Source organism: Pseudomonas fluorescens (genome assembly GCF_902497855.1).
GTDB classification, from domain to species: Bacteria; Pseudomonadota; Gammaproteobacteria; order Pseudomonadales; family Pseudomonadaceae; genus Aquipseudomonas; species Aquipseudomonas fluorescens_BI.
On the sequence record NZ_CABVHU010000008.1, the window covers coordinates 23,671 to 42,552 of the forward strand.

The window sequence follows — 18,882 nt, forward strand, 5'->3', positions numbered from 1 at the left end:
AAGGCGCAGTTTACGGAGGGGCATTACCTGGCTTGTGTAGGATTATTCGCTGCGAAAAACGGCGCGGAGTATTGCACAACAATGGTGCGTCGTCATGTTCACCCGGTACTTGTTGCCCGGGTGAACGAGGCGCTGTGAGGATGTACGGAAATTGCAATCGCGTTCACTGCACGCATGCCGCAGCAGTGTTTGCAGTCCTTCCCGGTCAAGCGATGCCAGTACCCGGCCTTGAGAGACTGCCTGCGTCATTCAGTCCCATTTATAAGCAGGGCCATAATCAAGAAGGAGTTCTTCGCCCTTTTCTATGTCTTGCCAGGCCACAAAGAAGGTCATGTATCGACCCACATTGATCGTGCCCACGTTTTCATGTCCAAAAGACTCGCCAGGGGTATAAAAGCTGTTAACCAGGCTCAGGACGTTACCGCTGCCATGGGCACTCAAGGTTCCATCATTGGAGAACGTGGAAAACGAGAAACTTTCGACAGCCTTGTGACCTTTGCCATTAAGTTCTTTAATCAGCGTTGAATTGCCACGGTGCAACTTGCCAGAATAAGGGCCCAGTACTTCGAAGCGACGGATATCACGATTGGCCACCACCGACAAACCTCTTTCCGGCCCGGTCTTGAGCTTTTCAACCTTCAGCAATTGATCGAACCGGAAAGCCAGATTGTCTTCGTTTCTGATCCAGTCGCGCACCTCCGCAACGATGGCGTCCGCCCACTTCATCCTTTCAATGGCGGGCTCGACATCATCAAGTAATCTATTCCAGTACGTCACCTCGATTTCATTGATGTCTGCTGGCGGGCCACCCACGCCTTCCGGCCCTTCTGCTGACAACGTGATGCTGCGAGTGACATCGTTCGGATCCTGCAGAATCGGTAACCTGTTGTCTATTTGATGACCAAATTGAGGCGCATGTTCGCCCATGGCAGAACCGGACTCCGTCGCGCGGTCATCGAGGCGGCGACGCTTATTGTGCTCGGCCGCGTCGTCCTCTGCAGTGCGTTTATCGCCACCCTGCCGTCGCAAGGATTTGCGCGCCATTGGGGGCTTGGATGTGATATCCGCACGGTTTACCGTTGCAGATTCGTCAACATCTCCAAATATCAGCCAATCGGTCCCGGATGGCGTAAAGCGCCCATCTTCATTGACGTAATGCGCCCATTCCAATGGATCGATCTTGTTCAATTCAAGGAAATTGTTCATCCCGATGCCAACGTCAGGGTCGTGATAAATATCCCACCATCTTTTCAGATGTTCGTACGTTACAGGCGTGAACTCATCGAGCCCAAGCACAAGTACTTTATTGCCAGGCACTGTGAAACTGCCATCGGACTTTACATAGCGCTCCCAGAGCAAAGGATTAAGGTTGTTTCGCTCGACGTAGTCCATCATCGCAACGTCGTTATCCGGCAATTGAGACAGGGTGTACCAGTCCTGCAGATGTTCTTCGATGATTCTGTTGAATCGCTTTCCTGCAAGCGCCTTTCCTGCCAGGTCGAGCGTGCCATCCTGCTTCACATGTTTCATGAACGACTCGGTGTCGAGCCGGTGGCGGTTGGCGAACCCTTCACGCGTCAGCTCATGACGCTGGCGCGCGGTCAGCCGCTCCCACTCCGACAGATGTGTCGCAGTGACTTTGTTTCTTGATCCATTGCCGCTGGCAAGAAAGTCGGCGCCTTCAGCGGTAACGATTCCATCCGCCAACACATACCGCTCCAACGTTTTGAGGAAGAGCCCGCGATCCCTGGCAAATGCCTTCAGTGTTATTTTTTGCCGGCTTCGAGGTGGCAAGCGGCTCCAATCCCGAATATCCGCCGTCTTGATGAGCCTGCGTTCGCTGGCACCGCCTTTCAATGAGCGTGGCTGCCATTGATCTGGCCCGGCCTGCCACAGCCACAGAGGCGAAGAGGCGTCATTGCCAGGATCAACGACATTGACATCCACGGTATCGGCAGTGAGATTGAACGAGCCTCTGACCTGATAGACCGCTGTCGTGCCGGACTCATCGATATTACGGATATAAAAGCGCTGTCCGTCGAGGCTTCGATAAATGCCCTTTACGGGACTCAACCCGGCAATCACGGATTCCTGGAGGGAATACCGGACAGCGGTGGTATTGCTGAACTCATCGAATGCCGCCGATGAGAGATCCAATGCAACGTCGTTATCATTCACGTCATGGGTGGCAGATGTTTCCAACGCCGTTTCACTCACATGATTGTCCAGCGTGTGGCGCCAGACGCCGCTGCTTTCCTTTAGCACGGGCTGATAGGCCGCCGCGTTGGTCGGGTGTGCGACTCTCCATTGACCCGTCGACGGATCAAGGCGCGTCTCGAAGACATCGCCGTCAATCCTTACATAATGCCTGTCGGCGATCGGGTACTGCCCTTGGGCATTGGGTTCGATGCCCTCCAGAGACACTTCACTGCGGTAAGGGCCAAGGTCAGGTTTCCACAGGCGTTTCCTCCCGTTGGGGAGTTCTATCGGGATGAAATCCGGATGTACAAGGGCGAACACCGGAGCGGTCTCGGCGCCGACTATAATGTTCTGCAACACATCATTAATGTGCTGCCAACCGGCTTCTTTATCACCCAGGCTGAGATCGTCGAGCCCCTCCACAACCTCGTACATCAGCTGTACAGCTGCGACACCCAGCATCACCGCGCCCAATGGCGGAACCGCGAAGGAGAGTAGATTAAGGGCTGTCAGGCCACTGTCCAGCAGATCGGCGATCAACACCCGGCGCTCATTGGCATCCGCATCCTCTGTGGAAACTGCCTGGCTGCGGGCATCACGCAACAGCCCGTTCCGGAACTCCTTGTAAAGCGTGGCCCAGATATCAAAATGCTGCTGCCAAGGCTCTCCCGACGGATCCAGCACTCTGAACTGCAGCAGAAAATCAGGCGCCTCCTTTTGACGACGCTCGATATAGTGAATGTGACGACGCGCTTCTTCCGGAGGGGTCGGAACTTGTTCGGTGAAACTGTAGAAATACTTTGCCCGGTCCTTATGTCGTACAAAGCGGCTGAAGAACCGCTGATAGACAGTGGGTACGCCCGGTGAATCGCCCGCTTTTTTTTGTACGAACTGGCTGATCAGGCGAGCTTTGAACTCGGCGACCGTTGCGTAATGCTTCACGGGGTGATCGGGATCATCGGGAATGTAGGCAATGAAATCGCCTTTGGATTGACCATCGACTGTTGGCCAAAGCTTATCCCAGGCGCTTTCCAGAATGCTTTCGTTGTTCGGGTCGGCCATCTCGAAAACAATACAGCCGTGCAACGGCATCCTCATGAAACTCAACCCGCGACACCACAGGGGTTTCCCGTCGACGCGCACTGTCTTGTTCCCGGAAATGATTTGCAGAATGGCCCGTTGGTGCTTCAGCTGAATATCGCCTCTGCGCAAAGCGATATACGTCGAGGCTTTCAAAGCGGCTTTTTGATAGTTGACGAACACATCGCGTAATTTGTCGTATGCGACTGCATCATTCCATTTCAGACCATTCTTTATATGTACTTGGTATTGTTTGCCGATATCCAGTTCCCGGCACAGCTCGGCGAAACGCGCCACATCGAGCGCAATCCTCGATGCGGCGGAGTCTGCCCTGTAGACATAGGTCTCAGAATCCAGAAACTGGTCCGAACTACCGAAGTTATGAAGGGCCGCCTCCAGAAGACTGGGATATCGGGACTTCCTTTGTAAAAACCCCACCGACTCAGTAAGCCTCACGTGCGTATGATTGACATCAAGTTCCACGGCAAACACTTCACGGATTTTTTTCTTCAGCAGCGGTTCGGCAAATTCACCAAGCTCTGTCACTCCCGCCATCGCCTCACTCAATGCCGTATGCGCAGTCACACTCGCCTCGACAAGTCGCCGTGCTTCGGCGCGCTGCTCTTGCGAAGCGATCCTTAACCAATCGGGCAAAGCGGGGGTAAAACTTTTCAACGCGGCGTGATTATGCTTCGACATATTCAACAGTGCCGGGGGCGTTGCCGCCTTGATGATTTCCAGATGTTGACCACCCCTCGTGTTGAGGGAGTCGCCGGACGCCGGCCCGGCATTTTTTATTGAAGTGGACTGATCAGCCATAACATCATCCTTGATGTAAAAAAAGTAATTCGAGTAAATACCCTACTTGCCGAGACAGACAGTCCTGGATGATTACCAAATATTATTCATCCGTGTTTCGACTGATGATTGACGCCAGCAGCATCCCCGTTGGACTCGAATCTTGATTTTTTGCCAAACAGAATGTCGAACGAAGGCTGTCCAGTCGTTGTCGAGCCGGCAACGCCTCCCTCGTGACCTCCACGTTTCGATCCCTACGCCGGCCCCCGCCTTTTCCCCCACACGCCGGGTCGAAAAAAATCGACAACGCTCACAATTTTTTCACCAACGCCAACCACCGTCTAAGCTTCAATCAAGTCAGATCAATCTGCGGGAATGGATCAGTCGACTATGGGTGTTTTATGGCAAACCGATTCGAGTAAAACTGTGGTTCCGACTGAACGAGTGGATGAAGCGCCTTTACCTGAGAAACCTGGCCGTTCCCGGCACGGCTGGGGGGCATTCTGGTTGTTGCTGTTGATTATCGCGATCGTCGTGGGGCTGGCTGCCGCCAAGGAAATGCGCACCTCGAAGTTTCAATCCCGGGAAGTCAGCAAATTCGCCTCGTCCCTCAAATATGACATGCAACCCGGCCCCAGCGACGCCATTCACTACCCCGGCGCCGGGCCTTTCGACCTGCGTCTGGGCTACAGCGCCCTGGATGAGTTCCTGCCACGGCTGCTCAAGCGCGACTACGTGATTGCCTCGCAAACCCGCTTTTCCGAAGCGCTGATGAACTACAGCGACAAGGGCTTTTTCGTGCCCTATCCAGAGAAAATCCAGGCCGGGTTATCGATCACCGATTGCCGCGGGTCACCGCTTTACCAGTACAAATACCCGCAACAACTTTACTCAAGCTTCGAGGCGATCCCACCGGTGGTGGTCAACAGCCTGCTGTTCATTGAAAACCGCTTCCTGCTCGACCCTCGTCAGCCCCAGGCCAACCCCGCGGTGGATTGGCCGCGATTCGGCATGGCGGCGTGGTCCCAGGTGGCCAAATTGCTGCACCTGCCGGGCCAGTCGGCGGGGGGCAGTACCCTGGCGACGCAGCTTGAGAAATACCGGCACTCGCCTGACGGCTTGACCGTTTCAGGCGCGGAAAAAATTCGCCAGATGATTTCCGCCAGCGTGCGCGCCTATCAAGCCGGGCCGGATACCCTAGTGGCCCGGCAGAATGTGATTCGCGACTATCTCAATAGCGTGCCCCTGTCGGCCGTACCGGGTCACGGCGAAGTGCATGGCATGGCCGAAGGTTTGCGCGTGTGGTACGGCGCCGACTTCAATGAGGCCAACGAGCGACTGAACAGCGCCGCGACAGACCCGAAAAGCATGGCGGAAAAAGGCCTGGCCCTGCGGGAAATGCTGTCGCTGATGATTGCCCAGCGCCGCCCTTCCCATTACCTGACCAAGGGCCATGATGAATTGGCCAGCCTCACCGACAGCCACATTCGCCTGCTGGCCCAGAACGGCGTGATCGATGCGCCCCTCGCGAAATCGGCATTGGCCAGCAAGGTGACTTACCGCGACTGGCTGACCCAGCCCACTATCCAGCCGATCGAAACCAACAAGGGCATCAGCGTGGCGCGCAGTCGTCTCGGCGGGTTGCTCAATCGTCCGCTGTACGACCTCGATCGCCTCGATCTCTCGGCGACCAGTACCTTGCAAGGCGATCTGCAAGCCCAATCCACCGAGTACCTCAAGCACCTGGCCGACCCGGCCTTCGCGGCACAGATCGGCTTGATCGGTGAACGCCTGCTGACCCCCACCAGCACCACGCAGGTGCGCTACAGCTTCACCCTGTTTGAACTGACGCCAGACGGCTCACGGGTGCGCGTGCAGACCGACAGCACCGACCAGCCGTTCGACATCAACGAAGGCAGCAAACTGGAGCTGGGCTCCACGGCAAAAATGCGCGTGCTCACCACCTATCTGCAGATCATTGCCGAACTGCATGATAAATACGCCACGATGACCGTCCCGGAGCTGAAGAAAGCCGAGGTCCCGGACCAGGATCGCCTGAGTCGCTGGGCGGTCGATTACCTGATCCAGAATAAAGACCGCAACCTGTCGGCCATGCTCGGCGCCGCGCTTGACCGCAAATACTCCGCAAGCCCCGGGGAAGCCTTTTTCACCGGTGGCGGGCTGCACACGTTCGTCAACTTTCGCAAGGAAGACAACGGCCGCCTCCCGACGCTGCGCGATGCCCTGCGTGAGTCGATCAACCTGCCGTTCATTCGGCTGATGCGTGACGTGGTGCGCTACACCACTTATTCAGGTCCCAACAACAGTGCCGAGCTGCTCAAGGACGATCACGACCCGCGGCGCCAGGAATACCTGGCCTCGTTCGCCGACCGTGAGGGCACCTCGTTCCTGCTGAAGTTCTGGAAGAAATACAAGAACAAAGACACCCGGGCGCGGCTCGAGACGTTTCTCGACGGCATGCGCCCGACCCCGATTCGCATGGCCGCCGTGCATCGTTATCTATTCCCCCAGGCCAACCAGGAAAGCTTCAACAGCTTCGTGCGCTCGCACCTCAAGGGCGCCAAGCTCACCGAAAAACTCACCGACGAACGTCTTGAGCGGCTGTACCTGAGTTACGGGCCCGGCTCGTATGACCTGCCGGACCAAGGCTTCATTGCCAAGGTGCACCCGCTGGATCTGTGGCTGATCGGCTACCTGTTGAATCACCCCGACGCCAAGTTCAGCCAAGTCGTCAAAGCCAGCCATTTCGAGCGCCAGGAGGTCTACAGCTGGCTGTTCAAAAGCCGGCACAAGGGTGCCCGCGACAGTCGCATCCGCACCATGCTGGAGATCGAGGCATTCCTCGACATCCACCAGCGCTGGCAGAAAGTCGGCTACCCCTTCGATCACCTGGTGCCGTCGCTGGCCACCGCCATCGGCAGCTCGGGCGATCGCCCGGCGGCGTTGGCCGAACTGATCGGCACCATCCTCAACGACGGGATACGGATGCCGACACTGCGCATCGACAGCCTGCACTTCGCGGCAAACACGCCGTATGAAACCAAACTGATCAGTAATCCAGATGCCGGCAAACGGGTAATGCCGTCCGAAGTGGCCACGGCCATGCGCGAGGCCTTGTCGCAGGTGGTGGATGCCGGCACGGCCAAGCGTGTCTCCGGCAGTTTCATCACGCCCGATGGCAAACCGTTGGCAATGGGCGGCAAGACCGGCACCGGCGACAACCGCATCGAAGCCATCGGTTCGGGCGGGCGGATTCTCAGCTCGAAATCGATCAACCGCACCGCGACCTTCGTGTTCTTCATCGGCGACACCCACTTCGGCACCATGACCGCGTTCGTGCCCGGGCGCACGGCCGAAGCGTTCAAGTTCACCTCGGCGTTGCCGGTGCAGGTGCTCAAGGGCATGGCGCCGATTCTGACGCCGTATCTGCAACCGGGCAGTGCTTCCAATTGCCACCCGGCGGAGGGTTCGTCCCTGGCGGCGGCCGGTGCGAAACCGCAACCCTGAGTTTTTCTTGTCCAAGGCGGTAATTAATTATTTTTCAGATTCGAATATTCAGCGAATTACCGGGCAAAACCGTTGATTGAGCGCAGTTATTCAGACTGTTTTTTTGAGCCTCGTCCGATAGGCTGATCATCCTTAAGACCAATCAAGGATGATTGCCATGACCGACACCACCACGCCTGCCCAACGCATCGATAAAGGCCGGCACTACGCGTTTATCAAGGACACCACCAGCGACCCTTTCAAAACCGCTACCCTCGGCAGGGGACGGGCCCTGGCGGCCACTCCCTTGACGATGGAACCCTGGTACGCCACAGCGCCCGCCTCCCACCATGACAAGCTCAAAGCCGCCAACCTCAAGGCGTGGGGTTCGCAAAACCAGGTCGACACACTGTTCAGGAATCTGCAGGACGTCCATTCGTTCGCGGCACCCCTGCTCCAGGCGAAGCTCAAGGAACGCTACGGGATCGAGCATGACGTCAGCACGACCTACCTGCGCCTGTACCTGGCCGCGGATTTGCCTTGGTATGCGATTGATGTCACTGGCGGCGTCACCCTCCGGACCGTCTCTCTGCTGGAGGCGGCACTGCACAACTTCGCCAAGTCCGAAACGGTCCTTGCCGACTCGCATTACATCACCAAACCCGACGATCTCGGGCACTTCGATGTCATTGCGATCAAAGACAAAATGACCATCAGCCAGTTCCAGGCGCTGTGCCGGGAACTGGACATCGGCGCGCTGTACAAGAAACATCTCGAAAGCTTTCTGCTTCCCGGTGAACCCTTGGCCGAAGCCGTCACACAGCTCAGGGTCACCGAAAGCCAGAAAGACGCCCTCATCGTCGCCGCGCAATTGGCGTTGACCCTCGAGGATATCCAGTACGATGCCTATAAGCTGATGCTGAGCCTTGCACAGGATGAAGCCCCTCAGCTGCTGCTCAATGGCAGAAAAATGCTGTGCTGCGACCTGTCGTTGATGGCGACCCGTCTGACCGGCATTCTCCTGCTGATTCCTGCCGTGAAGGACAGCCGGGGGATTCAACGCCTTATTGCCTACGTGCCCCATGACCCGGATCACCCGCTCAAGGAATACGACTCCACCAAAGCGTTCATGGATGAATTGTCGCGTCAGCTACGCGAAGACAAGGTCGGCGCCTCATCGAAGCAGCGTTATCGACAATTTTTCAGTCAATTCGTCGATCAGCAGCAACGCGGGCATTTTTTCGCCGGTCTCGATCAACGCCTGGTGACCGTCAGATGGCATGAGAAAACGGATACGACGGATCAACGCCCCACCTGGCACGAAGACCCTGCGTCCAGTCCGCACCTGCAGTTCCAGCCCCTGCCGGTGTCCCGGGCCTACTGGACACATGCCTACCAGCAAAAGCTCAACAAGATTCTTAACGACGCACGGGAAATCGCCGTGTCCACCGCCGACACGGACAGCAAGGCCCGCTGGGCCTGGTGGGACAACTTCAAGAAAATCGTCTCGGACATCTTCAATGTCGCGCTGTTGATTGCCACACCGTTCGTGCCGGGGCTGGGCGAGCTGATGATGGCTTACACCGTTTACCAGATGACCACTGACGTCATCGAAGGCATCGTCGATCTGGCCGAGGGCCTTGGTCTTGAAGCGGCCGAACATGTGATCGGTGTGGTCACGGATGTGATTCAACTGGCGGCGTTTGGTGCGGGTGCTGAAATAGGCAACGCGTTCAAGCTGAAACTGTCATCGCTGGTCGAAGGCATGAAACCGGTCAAGTTGCCTGACGGCAAACCAACGCTGTGGCACCCGGACCTCGCCCCTTACGAACAAAAAAGCCTCACCCTCACGCCCGACTCGAAACCCGACGAACACGGCCTGCATCAACACGCCAATCAGCGCATCCTGCCACTGGACGACAAACTCTACTTCGTCGAAAAGGCTTCGCAAGCGCCGACCATCACCACTCACCGTGTCAAACATCCCACTCGCCCCAATGCCTATTCGCCCAAAATCGAACATAACGGTCACGGCGCCTGGGTACACGAGGCGGAAAATCCGGGTGACTGGGAAGGCGACACATTGATGCGCCGCCTCGGGCACAGGGTCGATCGCTTCTCGCCCGCGGAACGGGAGCAGATCCGCATCGGCAGCGGCACCGAAGACAATGCGCTGCGCCGTATGCATGTCGAGAACGCTGCGCCTCCACCCATGCTGGCCGACACCATCAAGCGCTTCAGCGCCTATGACGACGTCGGGATCGCGAGTGCCAATATTCGCAAGGGGCAGCCCATCGATGCCTCCTCCAATTGGTATGAAACGATACTGACGGCGTTGCCAGGCTGGCCTTCCGAACGGGCCCTGGAGGTGTTTGAAAGTGCTGATCTGACAGGGATGTCGCACAGGTATGGCAACGCCGATGCAACCCCTGCCAATACATTGAGCATCAGTGTCGCCGAGCTCACTTCTGGCAAACTGCCTGACCGTGTGCTGGGCTTTTTGACTGAAAGCGAGATCAAGGCCTTGCTGGGTGACGCTCCGAGCGCCGAACGTACCCAGGCATTGCGGGATCGATTGGCCGACGCCGTCGACGCACGTAAAGGCGAGATATCAAAACGCATGTATCAGGCCGAAGAAAGGTCGGGTAACGCGCAGGTCCGCCTGCTGCGGCAACCCTTCCCGGACATGCCGCTCACCCTCGCCCAAACTGTCCTGGCGGATGCCAGGGCCGATGAGCAGAAGATAATGGCCGATGAAAATCGCCTGCCGTTGCGCGTTAAAACCCAGGCCCGCGAATTCAATTTCGAAGCCTTGACCGCCCGCGCTTACGACGGTTTTTATCACGACAAGCGCCTGACCCCGGATACCGAACGGCTTGCACTCAATACCCTCAAATTCAACACCGACACCTTCAGCGACCTGCGCATCGAAGTGCGTGACGACACCTATGACGGCACGTTGCGCTGCAGCGCAGGCCCGGATGACGCCGCAACGGTTCGCCGGCTGATCAGGGATGAACAGGGCCAATACGAGGTGCTCGACGGGGCCAATAAGCAACTGCACAAAGCCGACGACCTCTACGAATCGATCCTGCGCGCCCTGCCTGAAGACAAACGCGCGGCATTGGGCTACCAACGCGGTCAGGGTCGTCCGTTCAAGGTCTGGATCATGGAAAAATCCGCTGCGCCTGCCGACCGCCGGACACTGCTGGCAGAACCGCCCATTCGTGCCGTGGCCGCCATTGAAACCGTCAAACTGCTGCGCGGGCCGGCGCTCTCCAGAAACCCAGCAACGCCGCAAGAAAGAGTCATGAATCTGTATTCCGGCTTGAGCGAACAGCAAGCGCAAGCCTTCGTTGAAGCCTTACGGGCCAAGGGCGATCCTGATCAGGCAATTGACCGGCTCAGGGATGAACTCAAGGCGTTGCGCGAAACGTTACGCGGCTGGAGTTATGACTATCATCCCAGCCTGGAGACCGTGGACGCACTCGACTCCAACAGTGATTGGCATGACTTCAAGTTCAAAGGCGGCAGCTTCATTCAAGAACGACTTATTGCATGCTTCGAACGCAAAAGCCGGGCATTCGGTGAAAGCAGCATCCATCCAGAAAACGGCTACACGCTGGACTTGTCGACCGAGATGATGGGCCCCGAGTTGGATCGGTGGTGGGCAGACCTGAAAAAGCTGCCTGACATCAAAAAATACCTCGACCAGGTCACCGTGCTAAATCTGGACCACGCGCGTTATTCCACCGACGCCGGGGGCCTGTTAGGCGACTTCTCCAATGTCCGTCACTTGAGCGCCCGGTATAGCGATCTGACCGCCCTGCCGCCCGCTATCGGCAAGATGAATTCTCTTGAAACCTTGCGTTTGTCCAACAACAGAATCAAGTTGACGCCCGACTCCGCCAGACAGCTGGGAGGCCTGACTCGCCTCAAAACATTGAGACTGGATGGCAATCCGTTGATGCAGCCGCTGGATGTCGGCCGCATGCCTGGATTGCGAGTGTTGAGCCTGAGGACAACGGGGCTTGATACGTGGCCGGAACGCCTGTTCATGGACGGCGTATTCAGAAAGTCCCGCCCACGGAGTTTTTCTCTCGACCTGCGGGGCAGTCCGATCACCACCGTCCCTGACGTAGTTCCTGGCTCGGACCATGCGCTCATCGTGGCACGTGCGCGCCTCGACGCGAAGAAGCTTTCCGATGTCGACCGACTTCGTTTGGGAACGTATCGCGAGTCCGTAGGCATGGCCCCTGAACAGGTTTATGAGCGGGAGGCGGCCGATGAAATCAGGCACTGGAGAATGTTACCCGACGATACATTACCTTTCAGTTCCTCGACGGGTGTCGGTACCTACAGGGATGAATCGTGGGACGATCTGGCGTCTGAGCCTGGCGCTGCCGATTTTTTCAGAGTCATCAGGAAGCAACGACAAAGCAAGGATTATCGGTACAGTGACTCACGCCAACAACTGACGAAACGGGTCTGGGAAATGGTCGATGCCGCCGCTCTGGACGCCGACCTGCGCGTAGAACTGTTCCAGCTGGCCAGCCAACCCGATACCTGCGGTGACGCCGGGTCACAACTGTTCAACAGCATGGGACTCAAAGTGCTGGTATCGAAGGCGCACACGGAGTCGACGTCGGCCCTGGAACTGGAAAACCGTCTGGTCAAACTGGCCAAAAGCGCTGCTCGCCTGGAAAAGGTGGGAGACATTGCCAGAGAGGAGATTCTCGCTCAGCGCGACATGAGCCAACGTGTTCCGCCCATACCGGATTACCACGCACCCGATGAAACGGAAGTTCACCTGGCGTACGAAACGGGGCTGGCCAAGCGATTGAATTTACCTTGGCAGTCTGATGGCATGTTGTATCAGGGTACCTCGCGGGTGACCCCGAGCATGATTGACACGGCCTATAAGAAGATCATTGCTGATGAAGCAGGCGATGGGCTGATCAACGCAATGAATAATTCCTTCGAGAATCCGTTCTGGGAGCACCATTTAAAAAGCACTCATCCTGCCGAAATCGAGGCTGATGAACGCTCTTTCGCGTCAAGACACCATGATCTCGAATCTTTGCGCGAGGCCCAAAACGCTTGGGCGAACGAAACCGATATGAGGCAATTGGCCTCGCGCAAAAAAACGCTGGAGGACTTGGCCACTAAACTGAATATTGCTCACGCCGACGTCTTTACCAAGGAAGAAATGAGCAATGAATTCTATGATCCGCTGATCCTTGAGTTGGACAAGGAGCGAAATCAGGTGGCCAGAAAATTGACCCGCGAAGCATTGGCCAGAGCCGGGCTCTGACCTCGGCTGGCTCAGCGTGAGGTCAGCCAGCGCCTGCAAGGGCTGGCTGGCCGATAGCGCATCTGGCCCGCTTCCTGCCTTACACCTGGGAGTCCCATATCACGGTGATATTGCCTTGATAGTGCTGCCTTTGGGCATCGATCAACCACTCGGTGTATCTCTGGTTAATCTCGAAATGCAGCGTCCCCGGCTTGCGATCCACGTAGATGCCGGGCTGGAACGCAGGGGTAACAGAGCGACTCAGTGGCATCCGCCTGACCGGTTGCCCGCTGTCGTCGGTCAATCCGTCAGGCAGACTGACACTGACATCGACAACCGCCGCATACCGGCCCGTGGAGTCACGTATCCCGCAACCCGGCTCCAGATCCAGCCCACATTCAAGCTTCATCGTGAACCTCGACGAAGCAGAAATATTGAATGTTTGATCGCGATAAAGACGCACGGGCTTGCGATTTTGCAGCAGCCACCTCTGCCACCCGCCTTGGGGCTCCAATATGACTCGATTGCTCCCGGGGGGAAGGTCGACTTTCAGGGTATGCGTCACGCCCAGAAGAAAGTTCAGGGTCAGCAATGAGTCGGACGGGATCATGACATCGCCCATGTCGAAATCCTGACCGGGACCTACCGTATAGATAATCGTGCCGGTGTATTCGCCAGCGACCATTTTCAGCGGATCCGGCGTGCGCAATTCGTAGGCATAGACAAAATACTGATAACGCATGGCCAGAGGGATGTCGAATTTCGCCTTCTTGCTGCAAACCCCGGCGCCCTCAGGCACTTTCCAGAAACTGTTGTAGCCATGCGCTCCTGCCGAGGCCCATCCCACGCCCTGACACGGCGCCGGAGCAATAAGCCAGCCTCCACCTTCCCATAGAACATCCCACCCCCCGCCACCGGTCATTTCGCCCACCGAGAGAGGAAATGCCGTTTCATGACCAATACCCGCGATCCTTATCTGTACTTTTCTTGTATCGCCTGACGCATGGGTGACGACTACGTCGCGCCAGTCGGAAGGCACCTTGGCCATCCCGCCGAGACGCGGATCAACATGGTTGGCCAGGATCGGTGCATTGGCCGTGAACGGGATACGCGCGATCAGGCTGAACAGGCCCGAGGGTTCGCAAGCCTGGGGAATTTGCTGACAAAAGCCCTCGGAGGGCGTCTGGTTCTTGAACTGATTTTTTTGCGGGTGCGAAGAATCCGGCTGGAACGTGGCTTCGATGTTATGCACCTCGGCCTTCGCGACTTTAGCGAACAGGAGCAGCAGGACGAACAGGACGAACAGAACGAATGACAGACCGGCCCGCGGCCCGCCGCACCACCTGTTGCGGCACCCACGGCGGCTAATATTCATCGGCTTGAAACCCCGAAACAGGTTCTGGACGCTTGTTCACGATTTCATTCCCCCGGTGCCTTGGCGCTGAACAGCATCAACACGTTGCCGCTGTAGTCCCCCGGCTTGTACCCCCCCTCAGGTTTCACCGGATCGATCTGCAGCAACACCCGCGAGCCCGTCATCGCGTCGGCCGCCGACACCACTTGCCGCGGAGTAATGTCCGGGCTCAACTCCACCCCGTTGAAACTGACCCGCAGCGCGATATCGTCGCCGGGCCTGCCGTTGGACAGGAACGGTGCCGCCTCCAGGCGCGCTTCAATCGCACTGCTGTCATGGCGCACATCAAAGTGCTTGCGCACGCTGCTCAGGCGCAGGAAACTGCCTTGCAGTTCGCGCTGGGTGTACAGCTCATGGATTGCGTGATAAAGCTTGTCATCGGGACCGCCGAGGCGGGCCAGTTGCATGTTGAACGTCTGGCTCCAGTTGCCCAGGCTCGCGCTGGCTTCAAGGCCATAGCGCCCGCCAAGGTCCTGATCCTGGCCGCCGTTGAGATTGAGCTGGTTACGAACCATCAAACCGCTGCTGCCGCCTGCGGGCTGATCAAAGTAACGCTTGGTTGCCACATCGCGTTCAGCGTTTTCGGTGAGGATCGATACCAGCGAGTTTTCCAGGTTGTAATGCACCGCCAGCACCTGATCCGGACACGCACCGGTGCAATTGCCCAGCGGCACACCTGGCTTGAGGTAACTCGCCCACTTTTCCCGCTCGACCGGGCCGAAGCGGTTGTCGCTGGTGTCGGTAAATTCGAGCAGGGTAATGCGATCGTCACGAGACAGCACTACCATCGCCTCTCCCAGGGGCTGTTGATCGAGCTCCACCCGAACAGCCAGAGGCACATCAAAGAAATGCTCTTCGAAATCCGCCGGCAGTCCCTTAGCCTGAGCCAACAGACTTCGCGGAGTCGTTCCGGCAGAAGAAACAGGCGCTGCGATTGCACTGGCACAAAACAACAGCGCCAGCGCCGCCGCGATGGATGTCATCGGGAACATGAACTCTTACTCTGATTACGAACAAGTTGAAGTCCGACGGGACAAACATTGCTGTTTGCCCCCTCGGGTAACGCGACGTGCAATGTCAGCGTTAGTTGACTGATTGCCAGATCAAGGAGTAGCGACCGGAGGAACGGCGTCGAAGGTCATGGCGACAACACCGGTGTAATCGCCCGGAGCAGGAATGGTGGCGTCTTTGAGAGCAATGTTCAGCGCCGCACGGAAGTTGACATCGGACTCAGCCTCGCCCACAACCGGTTGCGGAGTGGTCGACAGTTCAACGTTATTGAGGGTGACCTTCAGATCGGCCGAACTTGCGCCAGAGATCAGTTTTGGCGTGCTGTCCACGCTGGCATGTACCGAACCGTTGTTGTTACGGATATCGAAGAAACCATTGACCTCACCCATTTTGCCGGTGCTCGGGCGGAAGCTCATGTCCTGATCCTTGTTGACGAGATCAGGATCGGTAGGCACTACGTAGAAACCGTTGGTCGGCACGTGAGCAATGACGCTGATCGAGTGAGCCGCTTCACCGGCAGCAAATGCCCCGGACGAACCCAGTGCCAGAAGAGCCAGAGGAGCAGCGATTGCGAATTTCTTGAACATTGTTGAGTACCTGTTTTTTTAGTGGGATCGGTTCATTGAAAGTTGAAACTTGCCGTCTCTTGTCGGGCCGCTTTATTTCAACTTTCAACGCCGGTGCATCTTCGGCTTCCTGATCCGGAAAGTAAGCAGGCAACTTCCGATGAACGCGTAGTTCAACCGCCCCACAACCGGAAGGAAAAAGATACAAAAAAACCAAATACTAAAAGATGACTGTAAGTTGCGACCTACAGACAGTTTTACTGAAAAAACCATACAGCAGTTTGCACTATATAACCCGGTAACTTGAAGACTTTTAGAATACTAACTCTAAACCTATTAGAGTAATAGCTTCAACTTCCAGAAAAATTCCGTCCGTGCGAAATATCCTGCTGGCCCTTTCCAATTTCCCTCGCCGGGTGCAGCGCCGCTGGTCAGCTGACGTCGGCGTTTTCTCAAAAACCTCTTCCGCCTCATTAAGATATATCTTACGCTGTATCTAAACACGACAGAGAGAAGGAAAAATGAGAGACCATCATTCCCCCCACCGTGAACACGGTGACGGCCGCGACGGCTTTGAGAAACGCCCGGGCCGCGAACGCGGTGGACGCGGCCCGCGAGTCTTTGCCCCCGGCGACCTGAAATTGCTGCTGCTGGCGCTGATTACCGAACAGCCGTGTCACGGCTATGACCTGATCCGCCAGATCGAGGGCATGTTCGACGGCGCCTACAGCCCCAGCCCCGGTGTGATCTACCCGACCCTGACCTTTCTGGAAGAAAGCGAAATGATTCAGGGCGACGCCGAGGGCGGGAAAAAATGCTACCGCGTGACCAACGCCGGTCGCGATTCCCTGGAGGAGCAAGCCATTGCCCTGGAGGGCGTACGCACGCGCATTGACGTCAGCAAACGCTCATTGCGCGGCTATGACCGCCCGGCCGAGATCCACGAAGCCGTGCATAACTTGCGGCATGCCCTGCAACTCCATCACGGGCGCTGGAGCGCGGAAGAAATCCGCCGGGTGGCCGCCTTGCTCAATGACACCGCCAAAGCCATCGTCGACGGCCCCGCCGTTGTCACCGCATCGGAGAAAAGCGAATGACTGAAGTGATCGCGCACACCATTCACCGCGTCATGCATGAAATCAAACGTCGTCGCCTGGAAGTAGTGCGGGTGGTCGACCTGACCCCGAGGATGCGCCGGATTACCTTGGGCGGCCCTGAGTTGGCAGGTTTCGTCAGCCTCGGCACGGACGATCACGTCAAACTGTTTTTTCCACAGAACGCAGCGGAGCAGGCGACGCTGGAAACCCTGGTCATTGGCGCCGGCAAAGACAATGGACCGATGCCAGCGATGCGCGACTACACCCCGCGGCGCTACGACCTTGACACGCTGGAGCTGGACATCGACTTCGTGCTGCACGGTGACGGTCCGGCCGCGACCTGGGCCGAACAGGCCAGGCCCGGTCAGTTCCTGCACATCGGCGGGCCACGGGGCTCGATGGTCGTGCCGGATATGTTCGACAGCTACCTGCTGATCGGCGACGAAACCGCCCTGCCCGCCATTGCCCGTCGTCTGGAAGGGTTGGCGGCCAATCGCCAGGCATTGGTCATAGTGGAAGTGGAGAACGGCGCCGAGCAACAACGGCTCGAAAGCGCAGCGCAGGTCAATGTGATCTGGGTCTTGCGCGAAGGCGGCCGGAATAACCTGCTGACCACGGTGAAAGAACTGCAAGTACCCAGTGGCAATCTGTACGCCTGGGTGGCGACCGAAACCAAAGTGTCGCGGCAGATTCGCCGGGTGCTGCTGGATGAGCATGGGCTGGACGAGCAGTTCGTCAAGGCGGTCGGCTATTGGCGGCTGGACGACACCCCCGAAGAATAAACCCGCCCCCCCTGTAGGAGCTGGCTTGCCAGCGAAAGCGGTGTGTCAGTCGATACATGGGTTGGCTGACCCACCGCTTTCGCCGGCAAGCCGGCTCCTACAGGGTCCCGAGGTGATTCAGGAATTACGCCGCCACCTATCCAGGCCAATCACCAGCACGCCAATCCCCACAAATCCCACCAGCAATCCCCCCGCATTGATGAACACCTGTGGATAACCCAGCTTGTCGACATTGATGAACGGATACGGATAAGCGGCCAGCAGATGCCCACGCAGCAACGCATAAGCGAAGTACACCAGCGGATAGATCAGCCACAGCGCGATGTGCCCCAGCCGCAAGGTGCCCTTGGGCACACAGCACCACCACCAGCCCAGAAACAGCAGCGGCATCACATCATGCATCAACTCGTCAGCGAGGAACTGCCAGCCTTCGGGGTGCCATAAATGGCGCAACAACAGGCTGTAGGCCAGCCCCACCAAAGCCATGCTCACCGCTATGCCGCTGCTCACCCCCGGCTGCAAAAACCAGCGTCGCGCCGCCGACTCGCGGGGCGTCAGCTCACACGTCAGCACAGTGGCCACCAGCGTGTTGGTCAGCACCGTGAAATAGCTGAAAAAACTCACCAACCCGCCCAGAAGGCTGGCTTCAATGCTCCAGCGCAGGTAAAAAATCAGATACAGCTGAATGCTCAATCCCGCCCAGCCGAGGAAGGCCGCCACGGCAACGAAACGACGTCGCGCAACGGAGGGTTCGAGCATGCTCAGACCGGGCGCTTGGTGCGCATCAACTTCACATACAAGCGTTCGACCTTCTCCCGCGCCCACGGGGTTTTGCGCAAAAAGGTCAGGCTCGATTTAATGCTCGGGTCGCTCTTGAAGCAGCGGATATCGATGCGCTCGGCCAGCCCCGACCATTCGTAGTGCTCAACCAGGGCATTGAGAATCTGCTCCAGCGTCACGCCGTGCAGCGGGTTGTTGTTCTGTTCGGTCATGCCAGGCCTTCGAGCGAGTAGGAATTGGAAGCCGCGCACATTAGCCGAGGGCTTCGTTGGGGGAAAGCGATCTGTGCGCTATCTCATAAATGTAGGTGAACCTGTAGGAGCTGGCTTGTCGGATCGCCGCACCGCAGCGAAGG

At 57.5% G+C, this 18,882-nt stretch carries 10 protein-coding genes and 1 pseudogene; 4 read left to right on the top strand and 7 right to left on the bottom strand.

Features of this window, described 5'->3' with window-relative positions; all coding sequences use genetic code 11:
- Positions 1 to 249: 249 nt before the first annotated feature.
- Complete coding sequence (locus F8N96_RS16920) at positions 250 to 4,098, bottom strand: dermonecrotic toxin domain-containing protein (protein WP_150798756.1); 3,849 nt, start codon at positions 4,096 to 4,098, stop codon at positions 250 to 252.
- A gap of 369 nt (positions 4,099 to 4,467) precedes the next feature.
- On the opposite strand from F8N96_RS16920, the gene F8N96_RS16925 reads away from it, so the two are divergent.
- Both F8N96_RS16925 and F8N96_RS16930 read left to right on the top strand, forming a co-directional pair.
- Positions 4,468 to 7,605: a transglycosylase domain-containing protein gene (locus F8N96_RS16925; RefSeq protein WP_150798757.1), complete on the top strand. Its 3,138-nt coding sequence runs from the start codon at positions 4,468 to 4,470 to the stop codon at positions 7,603 to 7,605.
- A gap of 157 nt (positions 7,606 to 7,762) precedes the next feature.
- On the top strand, positions 7,763 to 12,898 hold the full coding sequence (locus F8N96_RS16930; protein WP_150798758.1) for an NEL-type E3 ubiquitin ligase domain-containing protein: 5,136 nt from the start codon (positions 7,763 to 7,765) through the stop codon (positions 12,896 to 12,898).
- Between the two features lie 79 nt (positions 12,899 to 12,977).
- Here the strand turns inward: F8N96_RS16930 and F8N96_RS16935 are convergent, their stop codons facing one another.
- The 4 genes and pseudogenes from F8N96_RS16935 to F8N96_RS16945 all read right to left on the bottom strand — a co-directional run bounded on the left by F8N96_RS16935 (position 12,978) and on the right by F8N96_RS16945 (position 15,889).
- Positions 12,978 to 14,252 carry a hypothetical protein gene (locus F8N96_RS16935; protein ID WP_224794103.1) on the bottom strand — a complete coding sequence of 425 codons (1,275 nt, stop codon included), beginning with the start codon at positions 14,250 to 14,252 and terminating at the stop codon, positions 12,978 to 12,980.
- A 44-nt stretch (positions 14,253 to 14,296) separates the two neighbouring features.
- Positions 14,297 to 14,623, bottom strand: a complete 327-nt coding sequence (locus F8N96_RS35690) for a CS1 type fimbrial major subunit (protein ID WP_412071815.1) — start codon at positions 14,621 to 14,623, stop codon at positions 14,297 to 14,299.
- Positions 14,600 to 15,283, bottom strand: a pseudogene (locus F8N96_RS35425) (pilus assembly protein PapC); the annotation flags it as partial. The pseudogene F8N96_RS35425 and the gene F8N96_RS35690, both read right to left, overlap by 24 nt.
- 111 nt (positions 15,284 to 15,394) lie before the next feature.
- Positions 15,395 to 15,889, bottom strand: a complete 495-nt coding sequence (locus F8N96_RS16945; protein WP_150798760.1) for a CS1 type fimbrial major subunit — start codon at positions 15,887 to 15,889, stop codon at positions 15,395 to 15,397.
- 500 nt (positions 15,890 to 16,389) lie between these two features.
- Between F8N96_RS16945 and F8N96_RS16950 the strand changes: the two genes are divergently transcribed.
- Both F8N96_RS16950 and F8N96_RS16955 read left to right on the top strand, forming a co-directional pair.
- Positions 16,390 to 16,965 carry a PadR family transcriptional regulator gene (locus tag F8N96_RS16950; RefSeq protein WP_150798761.1) on the top strand — a complete coding sequence of 192 codons (576 nt, stop codon included), beginning with the start codon at positions 16,390 to 16,392 and terminating at the stop codon, positions 16,963 to 16,965.
- Positions 16,962 to 17,747, top strand: coding sequence for a siderophore-interacting protein (locus F8N96_RS16955; RefSeq protein WP_150798762.1), 786 nt, complete (start codon positions 16,962 to 16,964; stop codon positions 17,745 to 17,747). The genes F8N96_RS16950 and F8N96_RS16955 overlap by 4 nt, the downstream gene beginning before the upstream one ends.
- Positions 17,748 to 17,864: 117 nt before the next feature.
- Here F8N96_RS16955 and F8N96_RS16965 read toward each other — a convergent pair whose 3' ends face one another.
- Both F8N96_RS16965 and F8N96_RS16970 read right to left on the bottom strand, forming a co-directional pair.
- On the bottom strand, positions 17,865 to 18,506 hold the full coding sequence (locus tag F8N96_RS16965; RefSeq protein WP_150798763.1) for a Pr6Pr family membrane protein: 642 nt from the start codon (positions 18,504 to 18,506) through the stop codon (positions 17,865 to 17,867).
- Positions 18,507 to 18,508: 2 nt separating this feature from the next.
- The gene (locus F8N96_RS16970; RefSeq protein WP_007944895.1) at positions 18,509 to 18,739 is read right to left on the bottom strand and encodes a VF530 family DNA-binding protein; all 231 of its coding nucleotides are present in this window, start codon (positions 18,737 to 18,739) and stop codon (positions 18,509 to 18,511) included.
- Between the last annotated feature and the right edge of the window lie 143 nt (positions 18,740 to 18,882).